Source organism: Streptococcus sp. CF8_St5-17, assembly GCF_024295665.1.
Taxonomy (GTDB): Bacteria; Bacillota; Bacilli; order Lactobacillales; family Streptococcaceae; genus Streptococcus.
This window is the reverse complement of record NZ_JANCOU010000005.1, coordinates 40180-52603: the sequence shown is the minus strand read 5'-3', so window position 1 is coordinate 52603 and position 12424 is coordinate 40180. Positions and strand designations below refer to the sequence as shown.

Genomic DNA, 12424 nt, shown 5'->3' with positions numbered 1-12424 from the left:
TGGAAGTGGATGTTCTCTTGATGAACAATGAGTTTGCATTTTATTTTCTAGAATGGCTCTTCATCCTTATCCTACTTTTGGTTATGCGAAATATTCGTAAGGAAAATCGTGAAAGTATTGATTGAGACTGAAATACAGAGTAGAGACTATCGTTCTAGTTTCTAGTAAATTTTTCTAATTAAGGGTATAATGGAATTAGTAAAAAGAAAGAGGTAATGATATGGCTTCAAAAATGTTACATACTTGCTTGCGAGTAGAAAATCTTGAAAAATCAATTGCTTTTTACCAAGATGCTTTTGGATTTAAGGAATTGCGTCGTAAGGATTTTCCAGACTATGCTTTTACGATTGTTTATCTAGGTCTTGACGGTGATGATTATGAATTGGAGTTGACTTACAATTATGATCATGGGCCTTATGTTGTGGGTGACGGCTTTGCTCACATCGCTCTAAGTACACCTGACCTTGAAGCTCTTCACAAAGAACATAGCGAAAAAGGTTATGAAGTAACGGAACCTAAAGGGCTTCCAGGTGCTCAACCAAACTATTACTTTATCAAAGATCCAGATGGATACAAGGTAGAAGTGATTCGTGAAAAATAATAAAAACTCCTCATTTGTCAAATTGAGTTAGACAATTTCACCTGACTCAGAAAAACCTGATACGGAGTAGTGTAGGTCATTTATGTTAGTCTCAGACAAATGTGAGCGTTTGTCTGAGACTAACATAGATGGCTTTTTTCTATCTAGCTTAATTTGATAATTTGGGATATAATAAAAATAATTAAACAAATTAGTGGGAGAAAAAGATGTCAGACCAAAATCCAAATGTAGAGCTAAACAAAGAAGAAGATAAACTAATTGTAGAAAATAATTCGGTGGAAGATATGAAGAATGGTCCAAAAGCAGTCAAGAAACCCTCGGCTCTTCTATCTTTCTCATTTTATTTGGCACTTACCTATATTCTTCTATTTTTAACTCTTGCTTTATTTACTGCTCCATGGGGAATTGTATTCTTGATTTTTCTAGGTCCTAATTTAATTGCTTACGCTGTAGCAACTGTTTTAACACAGATAGGAATCAAGAAAGTAAATAAAACTGTCTTGTATACAAGTGCAGGATTTTATTTGCTTTCAGGACTTTTAGCATTCGACCCGGATTGGCAGATTTTTAGAATTTTTCCTTTTCTCTCCCTAGCTCTAGTTTTAATCGGGATATTTTTAACGAAAGATACAAGTAACTAAGTTAAAAAAGCTAGGCGCAACTCTTCTTCGAACTTATTTCATATCATAAAACCATAGCTTTTAAGGCTGTGGTTTTTTAGTTTAATGATTAGAAAGAAATTATGTTTCTATTTTTTAAAATGGTATAATAGAGAAAGAATAAGGGAGGTGAGAAAGAATGATTGCCCAACTGGATACCAAAACAGTCTATAGTTTCATGGAGAGCATGGTTTCGATTAAGAGATATGTCAGTCAAGGGAAGGAATATGGCTATTCATCACTTGGAATCATGGATGAAGATAATCTCTATGGAGCTTATTATTTTATCAAAGAGTGCCAAAAGCAAGGGATTCAGCCTGTATTAGGTCTTGAGATGACTGTTCATCATAAAGATGAATGGATTAATCTACGTTTTCTAGCCCTGTCAAACCGAGGTTATCAAAACCTGATGAAGCTGTCGTCTTTAAAGATGACAGGTAAAAAGGAATGGACTGATTTTTCTCCCTATCTAGAAGATATTTGTGTTATTGTTCCCTATTATTCTGCAATTGATTCCTTGGATTTAGGACATGACTACTATATCGGAGTGTATCCAGATACACCTCAGTCGAATTTTTCTCACCCCATTCTCCCACTTTATCGTGTTAATTCCTTCGAATCTGAGGATTTAGAAACGCTTCAAATGCTCAAGGCGATTAAGAAAAATGTGACCTTGCGAGAGGTTGATGTTCAATCTCAACAGGGTTTGTTTTTGCCTGCTGACCGTCTAGAACAGGTTTTTGTAGAGAAGTTTCCACAAGCACTCGAAAACCTAGCAAGATTGACCAAGGGTACTTCCTACGAGATTGATAGTAGTCTCAAACTTCCACGTTTCAATCCAGAGAGACCTGCTGTTGAAGAACTCCGGGAACGAGCTATTCAGGGTCTGAAGCAGAAAGGGTTATGGAATCAAGATTATCAGGCTCGTTTAGAAGAAGAGCTATCTGTGATTCATGATATGGGATTCGATGACTATTTCTTGGTTGTCTGGGACCTATTGCGTTTTGGTCGGTCTCAGGGATATTACATGGGAATGGGACGTGGTTCTGCAGTTGGAAGTTTAGTAGCCTACGCTCTAGATATTACAGGAATTGATCCTGTAGCAAAAAATCTCATCTTTGAACGCTTCTTGAATCGTGAACGCTATACCATGCCCGATATTGATATTGATATTCCTGATATCTATCGTCCAGAGTTTATTCGCTACGTTCGTGATCGATATGGTAGTATCCATGCTGCGCAGATTGTTACTTACTCGACCTTTGGTGCCAAGCAGGCTATCCGAGATGTTTTTAAACGGTATGGTGTTCCTGAGTATGAATTGACGGCCATTACGAAAAAAATAGCCTCTAAAGATACTCTTACGACAGCCTATGAAGGCAATCTAGGTTTTAGACAACTTATTCAGAGTAAGATGGAGTACCAAAAGGCTTTTGAAATTGCTAAGAAGATAGAAGGCTATCCACGACAGACTTCTATCCATGCAGCTGGTGTCGTTATCAGTGATAAAAATCTAACAGATTATATTCCTCTCAAGTATGGAGAGGATATGCTGATTACCCAGTATGATGCCCATGGAGTTGAAGGAAATGGCTTGCTCAAGATGGATTTCTTAGGCCTTCGAAACCTAACCTTCGCTCAAAAAATGCAGGAGCTCTTATATGAAACTCAAGGTATTTCACTAAGAATTGAAGATATTGATCTTGAAGATAAGGAAACCTTAGCCCTCTTTGCTACAGGTAAGACCAAGGGAATCTTTCAGTTTGAACAACCTGGGGCCATACGATTATTGAAACGCGTGAAACCACAAAATTTTGAAGAAGTAGTGGCGACGACTTCCTTGAACCGACCAGGTGCGAGTGACTATATCGACAACTTTGTGGCTCGAAAACATGGTAAAGAAAAGGTGACAGTTCTGGACCCTGTGCTAGAAGATATCTTAGCTCCGACTTATGGTATTATGCTCTACCAAGAGCAGGTGATGCAAGTAGCTCAGCGATATGCTGGTTTTAGCCTTGGGAAGGCCGATATTTTACGTCGTGCTATGGGGAAAAAGAACGCAGCTGAGATGCACCGAATGGAAGAAAGTTTCATCCAAGGTGCACTCGAAAAAGGACACAGCAAAGAACAGGCGCAAGAAGTTTTTGCTGTCATGGAGAAATTCGCCGGTTATGGCTTCAACCGTTCGCATGCTTATGCTTATGCGGCTTTAGCTTTTCAACTTGCTTACTTTAAGACACATTTTCCAGCCATTTTTTATCAAGTCATGCTCAATTATGCGAGTGGAGATTATATTCTCGATGCACTTGAAATGGGATTTGAACTAGTACCGCTTTCGATCAATACAATTCCATATCAGGATAAATTAAAGGATAAGACGGTTTATTTGGGTCTTAAAAGTATTAAGGGAATACCTCGCGACTTTGCTTATTGGATAATCGAGAATCGTCCTTTTAGCAGTGTTGAAGATTTTATCACACGATTACCCAAAAATTATCAAAAGATTAGCCTCTTAACCCCTTTAGTGGAAGTAGGACTTTTTGACGGATTTGATAAAAATCGTCAAAAAATCTTAACCAATCTACCAACTCTATTTATCTTTGTAGAAGAATTAGGTAGCCTCTTTGGGGATTCTAGCTATAGTTGGACAGATACAGAGGACTTTTCAAATATTGAAAAATTCCAAAAAGAGCAAGATTGGTTAGGCGTTGGAATTAGCCAACACCCATTGCTAGTTTTAGCGAAGAATCCTTTGTATCCAATCGTGAGTTTATCTGAGCTTTTCGAGGGACAGACAGCTACAGTGCTCGTTGAGATTCAGTCTATCCGAGTGATTCGAACTAAAAAAGGTGAAAACATGGCCTTTTTGAAAGTTACTGATAGTAAAACAAGTCTTGAGATCACTGTTTTTTCTGAACAGTACCGCCAATTTAAAAATCTCTTGCACGAAGGAAGTTTCTATTACCTAAATGGGAAAGTTCAGGCTAGGGACGGACGTCTTCAATTAGTTTTAAATAATTTAAAAGAGGCAGTGAGTGAGCGTTTTTGGATTCAAGTTTCCAATCATGACCACGATGCTGAAATTTATCATATTTTAGAGCAATACAAGGGACAAATTCCTGTCGTTATTCGCTATGAGGATGAACAAAAAAATGTCCTTTTGCCAGATTATTTTGTAGCAAAAGACGCAAGCTTACAAGAATCTTTAAGTCAAATGACAATGAAAACGATTTATCGTTAAAAATCAATGAAAATAAAAGAATTTTAACTTTAAATATGGTATAATCAGTTAGAATGTTAAAAGAAAAAGGAGCAAAACCAAATGAAACGTATTGCTGTTTTGACTAGTGGTGGAGACGCCCCTGGTATGAATGCTGCCATCCGCGCTGTTGTTCGTCAAGCAATCTCAGAAGGAATGGAAGTTTTCGGTATCTATGATGGATACGCTGGTATGGTTGCTGGTGAGATTTATCCTCTTGATGCTGCTTCTGTAGGAGACATCATTTCACGTGGTGGTACTTTCCTTCACTCTGCTCGTTACCCTGAGTTTGCACAACTCGAAGGTCAACTTAAAGGGATTGAGCAGTTGAAAAAACACGGTATCGAAGGTGTCGTGGTTATCGGTGGTGACGGTTCTTATCATGGAGCTATGCGCTTGACTGAGCATGGATTCCCTGCTATCGGACTTCCAGGAACAATTGATAACGATATCGTAGGTACAGACTTTACAATCGGATTTGACACTGCAGTAACAACTGCAATGGATGCAATCGATAAGATTCGTGATACATCATCAAGTCACCGTCGTACTTTCGTTGTTGAAGTAATGGGACGTAACGCAGGTGATATCGCTCTTTGGGCAGGTATCGCAACTGGTGCTGACGAAATCATCATCCCTGAGGAAGATTTCAAATTTGAAGATATCGTAGCAAGCATCAAAACTGGTTATGAACACGGTAAAAAACACAACATTATTGTTTTGGCAGAAGGTGTTATGTCAGCGGCTGAATTTGGTCAAAAACTAAAAGAAGCTGGAGATACAAGTGACCTTCGTGTCACAGAACTTGGTCACATCCAACGTGGTGGTTCACCAACTGCTCGTGACCGTGTATTGGCATCTCGTATGGGCGCACACGCTGTTAAACTTCTTAAACAAGGAATCGGTGGTGTCGCTGTCGGTATTCGTAACGAGAAAATGGTTGAAAATCCAATTCTTGGAACAGCAGAAGAAGGAGCTTTGTTTAGCTTAACAGCTGATGGTAAAATTGTCGTTAACAACCCTCACAAAGCTGATATTGAACTTTCTGACTTGAACAAGAGCTTGTCATAATCAACTTTAACTAATCTGGTAAAATGACCATTAAAGGTCGAATTATATAAAGGAGTCACAAAATCATGAACAAACGTGTAAAAATCGTTGCAACTTTGGGTCCTGCGGTAGAAATCCGTGGTGGTAAAAAATTCGGTGATGACGGATACTGGGGTGAAAAACTTGACGTTGAAGCTTCAGCTAAAAATATTGCTCAATTGATTGAAGCAGGAGCTAACACATTCCGTTTCAACTTCTCACACGGTGACCACCAAGAACAAGGTGACCGTATGGCAACTGTTAAACTTGCAGAAAAACTTGCAGGTAAAAAAGTTGGTTTCCTTCTTGACACTAAAGGTCCAGAAATCCGTACTGAATTGTTCGAAGGTGAAGCTAAAGAGTACTCATACAAAACTGGTGAAAGAATCCGTGTTGCAACTAAACAAGGAATCAAATCAACTCGTGAAGTGATTGCATTGAACGTTGCTGGTGCTCTTGATATCTATGATGACGTTGAAGTTGGTCGCCAAGTATTGGTTGACGATGGTAAACTTGGTCTTCGCGTTGTAGAAAAAGACGACGCAAATCGTGAATTCATCGTTGAAGTTGAAAACGACGGTGTTATCGCTAAACAAAAAGGTGTAAACATCCCTAACACTAAAATTCCTTTCCCAGCTCTTGCTGAACGTGATAACGCTGATATCCGCTTCGGTCTTGAACAAGGTATCAACTTTATCGCGATCTCATTCGTACGTACTGCAAAAGACGTTAATGAAGTTCGTGCAATCTGTGAAGAAACTGGTAACGGTCACGTTCAATTGTTCGCTAAGATCGAAAACCAACAAGGTATCGATAACTTGGACGAAATCATTGAAGCTGCTGACGGTATCATGATCGCTCGTGGTGACATGGGTATCGAAGTACCATTCGAAATGGTTCCAGTTTACCAAAAAATGATCATCACTAAAGTTAACGCTGCTGGTAAAGTTGTTATCACTGCAACAAACATGCTTGAAACAATGACTGAAAAACCACGTGCGACTCGTTCAGAAGTATCAGACGTATTTAACGCTGTTATCGACGGAACTGATGCTACAATGCTTTCAGGTGAGTCTGCAAACGGTAAATACCCACTTGAGTCTGTTCGTACAATGGCTACAATCGACAAGAACGCTCAAACTCTTCTTAACGAATACGGACGTTTGAACTCAGATTCATTTGAACGTAACTCTAAGACAGAAGTTATGGCTTCAGCAGTTAAAGATGCTACAAACTCAATGGACATCAAATTGGTTGTAACTCTTACTAAGACTGGTCACACAGCACGTTTGATTTCTAAATACCGTCCAAATGCTGATATCTTGGCATTAACATTTGACGAGTTGACAGAACGTGGATTGATGTTGAACTGGGGTGTTATCCCAATGTTGACAGAAGCTCCATCATCAACTGATGACATGTTTGAAATTGCTGAACGTAAAGCAGTTGAAGCAGGTCTTGTACAATCTGGTGACGATATCGTTATCGTAGCAGGTGTGCCACTTGGTGAAGCAGTTCGTACAAACACTATGCGTATCCGCACTGTACGTTAATCAAAAAAATAAAAACCTATCACTTCAAGCGTTCGAACTTGGGTGATAGGCTTTTTTGTTGTGGAATATAAAAGAATTAAAAAAAGCTTTCTGGAAAACCAGAAAGCATGAGAGGCATCTCCATGTGAGAAACCGGTTCACACAATTTCTCAAGGTCCGCTCCTGCGTTAATGACCTCCTTTGCGCAATTGTAGCTCTCGCTACATATCGACTCATCGCAGACTATATTGTACTATAGGGTCAATACTTTGTCAAGAAAAAAACAGTCCCTAAAAAGGAACTGATGAATGATGCTAATTGCCGGGATCGAACCGGCGACCTCATCCTTACCATGGATGCGCTCTGCCTACTGAGCTAAATCAGCTTACCTAGAAAGTATACTATAGATTTAGCCTTTTGTCAATATGTGAATGAGTCTCTAAACAACTAGAAAAAGCCCAAGTTTATTGCTTGGGCTTGTGAAGATTGGACTATTGTAATTGCTCTCTCTTTTTATCTGGATTCCAAACAAAACTTGCTACGAAGGTAAAGAGAATTGTTAGAATTCCGATAACAATTGCTAGAATCAAAGCAGGGATACGGATCAGCCACCACAGTGGGTTAGGTTTTTTATTGTTGTGCCACTGTTTGGTTTCCTCATCCAAGCGTTGAAACTCAGATTGGATGCGGTCTGCAACCATCTCAATTCCCTCATCATTCATCTTTTTAATGTCCGAGATATCGATAGGATTTCCGAAGTTCATATCAATACGTTCACGACTGATGAGTCCTTTTAGTGTCATAGGTCCAGTATAGGTAACTGGCATGATGCGAACCTTAGCCATCTTCGCAATGAGAGCAACACCACCCTTAACATCGTTAGAATGACGGCTACCACTAGGAAACATAATCAGTGAGCGATTGCTCTTTTTAAGAACATTAATTGGATATTTGATAGCAGAAGAACTTGGGTTATCACGGTCGATAGGGAAAGCACCACACATACGAATCCACCAACCAAAGATGCGATTTGAAAAGAGTTCTTTTTTTGCCATAAAGACAAATTGTTTTGGTTTTGTTGCAAAAGCCATATAGACTGGATCCCACCAAGTACGGTGTGGGGCTACAAGGATATAATTTTCATCTAAACTTGGAATTTTTTCAGTATTGTGAAAGTGGGCATTTCCATTGATCGACCATAAAATCAACATAACTAGCCCACGTAGATAAGTATAAAACATGGTGTCTCCTTCAGTTTTCTTTCTTTTATTATACCCTATCATAGTAGGACAGGCAAATGTTTTTTGTAAAGTCTGAAAAGCTCTTTATTTGAAATTAGAATTATTGAAAAAAAAATGATATGATAGAATTTATGGATAAAAATAAAATTATGGGCTTAAGCCAATCAGAAGTTAAAGATCGTCAGAAACAGGGACAGGTCAATGATTTCAAAGCTTCAGCTAGTACCAGTACCTGGCAGATTATAAAGCGAAATGTCTTTACTTTATTCAATGCTCTAAACTTTGCCATTGCCTTAGCGCTCGCTTTTGTTCAAGCCTGGAGCAACCTAGTTTTCTTTGCGGTTATCTGTTTTAATGCTTTTTCAGGGATTGTAACCGAGCTACGTGCCAAACATATGGTTGATAAACTCAACCTCTTGAATAAAGAAAAGATTGCGACTATTCGTGATGGACAAGAGATCGCTTTGAATCCTGAAGAACTTGTTTTGGATGACGTGATTCGCTTATCAGCAGGAGATCAGATTCCAAGTGATGCGATTGTATTAGAAGGTTTTGCAGAAGTCAATGAAGCTATGTTAACAGGCGAGAGTGACTTGGTACAAAAAGAAGTCGAAGACTTGATGCTGTCAGGAAGCTTTCTTGCAAGTGGTTCTGTCCTTGCTCAGGTACATCATGTTGGGGCGGATAACTATGCTGCTAAACTCATGCTTGAAGCTAAGACCGTTAAACCAATCAATTCCCGTATCATGAAATCACTTGATCAACTTGCAGGCTTTACTGGGAAAATCATCATTCCATTTGGAATTGCCCTCTTGCTTGAAGCTTTGGTCTTAAAAGGTTTACCCCTTAAATCTTCTGTAGTTAATTCCTCTACAGCTCTTTTGGGGATGTTGCCTAAGGGAATCGCACTCTTGACCATTACCTCTCTTTTAACCGCTGTTATCAAGCTTGGTTTGAAAAAGGTCTTGGTGCAGGAGATGTACTCTGTTGAAACCCTAGCGCGCGTGGATATGCTCTGCTTGGATAAGACAGGTACCATCACCCAAGGGAAGATGCAGGTTGAGACTGTTCTTCCTTTGACCCAGGCTTATGACAAGGATGCTATTGCAAAAATATTAACCAGCTATATAGCAAACAGCGAGGATAAAAATCCTACAGCTCAAGCTATTCGAAAGCGTTTTGCGGGAGAGGTAGCTTATTCGATGATTTCTAGTCTTCCATTTTCTAGTGATCGAAAATGGGGAGCAATGGAGTTGGAAGGTCTAGGAACTGTTTTTCTAGGTGCACCAGAGATGTTGTTGGATGCTGAAATTCCTGAGGCTAGAGAAGCCCTTGAACGAGGATCTCGTGTCTTGGTATTAGCGCTCAGTCAAGAAAAAGTTGACCATCACAAGCCACAAAAACCATCGGATATTCAGGCTTTGGCTTTGCTTGAGATTCTAGATCCAATCCGAGAAGGTGCTGCTGAGACGCTAGACTATCTTCGTTCTCAGGAAGTGGGGCTGAAAATTATCTCTGGTGATAATCCGGTTACTGTTTCAAGTATTGCCCAAAAAGCAGGTTTTGCAGACTACCATAGCTATGTAGATTGTTCAAAGATTAACGATGAAGAGTTAGTTGCCATGGCTGAGGAGACAGCGATTTTCGGACGTGTCTCTCCTCATCAAAAGAAACTGATTATCCAAACTCTGAAAAAAGCAGGTCATACTACAGCCATGACGGGGGATGGTGTCAATGATATCCTAGCTCTCCGTGAGGCAGACTGTTCCATTGTTATGGCTGAAGGAGACCCAGCAACTCGTCAGATTGCAAATCTGGTCCTCTTGAATTCAGATTTCAATGATGTTCCTGAGATTCTCTTCGAAGGTCGTCGTGTGGTCAATAACATTGCCCACATTGCTCCGATTTTCTTAATTAAGACCATCTATTCCTTCTTGCTAGCAGTTATCTGTATTGCAAGTGCATTGTTGGGTCGTACTGAATGGATTTTAATTTTCCCATTCATTCCCATTCAGATTACCATGATTGACCAGTTTGTGGAAGGATTCCCACCGTTTGTATTAACTTTTGAACGAAATATCAAACCTGTGGAACAAAACTTCCTCAGAAAATCCATGCTCCGTGCACTACCAAGTGCCTTGATGGTAGTTTTTAGTGTTCTCTTTGTTAAAATTTTTGGAACAAGTCAAGGCTGGTCAGCCATTGAAATTTCGACTCTTCTGTATTATCTGCTAGCATCGATTGGTTTCATGTCAGTAGTTAGAGCTTGTTTGCCATTTAGTCTGTGGCGTGTGCTCTTGATTATTTGGTCAGTTGGTGGTTTCCTTGGAACTGCTCTATTTCCAAAACTTCAAAAATTACTTGAAATTTCAACACTGACAGGACAAACATTACCTGTCTATGGCATTATGATGGTCATATTTGCTGTCATTTTCATCCTGACAAGTCGTTATCAAGCTAAAAAATAAAGAAAGGCTGCAATCTTTGATTGCGGTCTTTTTTAGGTACAGGATTGCTAGATAAAATATGGTATAATAAAGGGAAATAGAGTTTTTGAAAGTGAGAGAAGATGATTTCAAAGAGATTAGAAACGGTAGCTTCCTTTGTACCTCAAGGAGCCGTTTTGCTGGATGTCGGGAGCGATCATGCTTATCTGCCTATTGAATTAGTTGAAAAAGGGAATATTGAAGCTGCCATCGCGGGTGAAGTTGTAGAGGGGCCCTATCAATCTGCAGTTACAAATGTTGAGAGTCATGGTTTGACTGAGAAAATTCAGGTTCGTTTAGCCAATGGTTTGGCTGCTTTTGAAGAGGCTGACCAAGTTTCTGTTATCACTATTGCTGGAATGGGTGGTCGCTTGATTGCTACGATATTAGATGATGGTTTGGACAAACTAGCAACCGTTGAGCGATTGATTCTTCAACCAAATAACCGTGAAGATGAGTTACGTAGTTGGTTACAAGAGCATGGATTTCAGATTGTAGCTGAAAGTATCCTAGAAGAGGCTGGCAAATTTTACGAGATTCTAGTAGTAGAAGCTGGTGAAATGAATCTATCAGCAACTGATGTCCGCTTTGGCCCCTTCTTGTCCAAAGAAGTCAGTCCAGTCTTCATCCAAAAATGGCAAAAAGAAGCTGCTAAGCTTGAGTTTGCCCTAACCCAAATCCCAGAAAAAAATCATGAAGAACGTCAAGTTTTAGTAGATAGAATTCAAGCCATCAAGGAGGTGCTCCATGAAAGCAAGTGAAGTGATAAATCGTTATGAAGCCTATTGTCCTCAAGAATTTTCTATGGAGGGTGATAGCCGTGGTTTGCAGATTGGTACCCTAGACAAAGAAATCCAAAAGGTTATGGTTGCCCTCGATATTCGTGAAGAAACGGTTGCAGAAGCCATTGAAAAGGGTGTAGATTTGATTATCGTCAAGCACGCGCCTATCTTTCGTCCAATCAAGGACTTGGTAGCTAGCCGTCCTCAAAATCAGATTTATATCGATCTCATTAAGCACGATATTGCAGTCTATGTTAGCCATACCAATATTGATATTGTTGAAAACGGCCTTAATGACTGGTTCTGCCAGATGCTAGGCATTGAGGCGACAACTTATCTACAGGAAACAGGTCCTGAACGTGGGATTGGCCGTATTGGAACTATTAGGCCTCAAACATTTAAGGAATTTGCTGACCATGTTAAGGAAGTCTTTGGTCTAGATAGTCTCCGTATGGTGTTTTATCATGAGAGTGATTTGCAAAAAACAATCTCAAGAGTTGCTATCTGTGGTGGAAGTGGTCAATCATTCTATCCTGATGCTTTAGCAAAAGGAGCAGATGTCTACATCACTGGAGATATCTATTACCACACAGCTCAGGATATGTTGTCAGATGGCTTGTTGGCTCTGGATCCAGGCCACTATATCGAAGTGCTTTTTATCGAAAAAATTGCAGAGCTCTTGAACGAATGGAAGAAAGAGAATGCTTGGTCTCTCGAAGTTATCACAAGTCAAGCTTCTACCAATCCATTCCATCATATCTAGTTAGAAGGTAAA

At 39.7% G+C, this 12424-nt stretch carries 9 protein-coding genes and 1 tRNA gene; 8 read left to right on the top strand and 2 right to left on the bottom strand.

Going from position 1 to position 12424, the window contains the following annotated elements:
- Positions 1-220 precede the first annotated feature (220 nt).
- The 5 genes from NMM19_RS05460 (at position 221) to pyk (ending at position 7161) form a co-directional block, all read left to right on the top strand.
- Positions 221-601: a VOC family protein gene (locus NMM19_RS05460; protein WP_178894767.1), complete on the top strand. Its 381-nt coding sequence runs from the start codon at positions 221-223 to the stop codon at positions 599-601.
- 206 nt (positions 602-807) lie between these two features.
- Positions 808-1242, top strand: a complete 435-nt coding sequence (locus tag NMM19_RS05455) for a hypothetical protein (RefSeq protein ID WP_178894768.1) — start codon at positions 808-810, stop codon at positions 1240-1242.
- 157 nt (positions 1243-1399) lie between these two features.
- Positions 1400-4501: a DNA polymerase III subunit alpha gene (locus NMM19_RS05450; protein WP_254730311.1), complete on the top strand. Its 3102-nt coding sequence runs from the start codon at positions 1400-1402 to the stop codon at positions 4499-4501.
- Positions 4502-4582: 81 nt separating this feature from the next.
- Positions 4583-5590, top strand: a complete 1008-nt coding sequence (gene pfkA / locus NMM19_RS05445; protein WP_254730308.1) for a 6-phosphofructokinase — start codon at positions 4583-4585, stop codon at positions 5588-5590.
- A gap of 65 nt (positions 5591-5655) precedes the next feature.
- Complete coding sequence (gene pyk, locus NMM19_RS05440) at positions 5656-7161, top strand: pyruvate kinase (RefSeq protein WP_254730305.1); 1506 nt, start codon at positions 5656-5658, stop codon at positions 7159-7161.
- Positions 7162-7452: 291 nt separating this feature from the next.
- Here the strand turns inward: pyk and NMM19_RS05435 are convergent.
- Both NMM19_RS05435 and NMM19_RS05430 read right to left on the bottom strand, forming a co-directional pair.
- A tRNA-Thr gene (locus NMM19_RS05435) sits at positions 7453-7525 on the bottom strand.
- Between the two features lie 106 nt (positions 7526-7631).
- Positions 7632-8381: a 1-acyl-sn-glycerol-3-phosphate acyltransferase gene (locus NMM19_RS05430; protein ID WP_254730301.1), complete on the bottom strand. Its 750-nt coding sequence runs from the start codon at positions 8379-8381 to the stop codon at positions 7632-7634.
- A 131-nt stretch (positions 8382-8512) separates the two neighbouring features.
- Between NMM19_RS05430 and NMM19_RS05425 the strand changes: the two genes are divergently transcribed.
- The 3 genes from NMM19_RS05425 to NMM19_RS05415 all read left to right on the top strand — a co-directional run bounded on the left by NMM19_RS05425 (position 8513) and on the right by NMM19_RS05415 (position 12412).
- Entirely contained in the window at positions 8513-10849 is a 2337-nt protein-coding gene (locus tag NMM19_RS05425; RefSeq protein ID WP_254730298.1) for a cation-translocating P-type ATPase, read from the top strand.
- Between the two features lie 101 nt (positions 10850-10950).
- Positions 10951-11628, top strand: coding sequence for a tRNA (adenine(22)-N(1))-methyltransferase TrmK (locus NMM19_RS05420; protein ID WP_254730295.1), 678 nt, complete (start codon positions 10951-10953; stop codon positions 11626-11628).
- On the top strand, positions 11615-12412 hold the full coding sequence (locus NMM19_RS05415; protein WP_254730292.1) for a Nif3-like dinuclear metal center hexameric protein: 798 nt from the start codon (positions 11615-11617) through the stop codon (positions 12410-12412). Before NMM19_RS05420 ends, NMM19_RS05415 begins: the two co-directional genes overlap by 14 nt.
- Positions 12413-12424: the final 12 nt, after the last annotated feature.

Bases quoted from the DNA above. Each gene is read 5' to 3' on its own strand.
- NMM19_RS05460 (WP_178894767.1), top strand. From the start codon at position 221: ATGGCTTCAAAAATGTTACATACTTGCTTGCGAGTAGAAAATCTTGAA.
- pyk (WP_254730305.1), top strand. From the start codon at position 5,656: ATGAACAAACGTGTAAAAATCGTTGCAACTTTGGGTCCTGCGGTAGAA.
- pfkA (WP_254730308.1), top strand. From the start codon at position 4,583: ATGAAACGTATTGCTGTTTTGACTAGTGGTGGAGACGCCCCTGGTATG.
- NMM19_RS05430 (WP_254730301.1), bottom strand. From the start codon at position 8,381: ATGTTTTATACTTATCTACGTGGGCTAGTTATGTTGATTTTATGGTCG.
- NMM19_RS05415 (WP_254730292.1), top strand. From the start codon at position 11,615: ATGAAAGCAAGTGAAGTGATAAATCGTTATGAAGCCTATTGTCCTCAA.
- NMM19_RS05425 (WP_254730298.1), top strand. From the start codon at position 8,513: ATGGATAAAAATAAAATTATGGGCTTAAGCCAATCAGAAGTTAAAGAT.
- NMM19_RS05455 (WP_178894768.1), top strand. From the start codon at position 808: ATGTCAGACCAAAATCCAAATGTAGAGCTAAACAAAGAAGAAGATAAA.
- NMM19_RS05420 (WP_254730295.1), top strand. From the start codon at position 10,951: ATGATTTCAAAGAGATTAGAAACGGTAGCTTCCTTTGTACCTCAAGGA.
- NMM19_RS05450 (WP_254730311.1), top strand. From the start codon at position 1,400: ATGATTGCCCAACTGGATACCAAAACAGTCTATAGTTTCATGGAGAGC.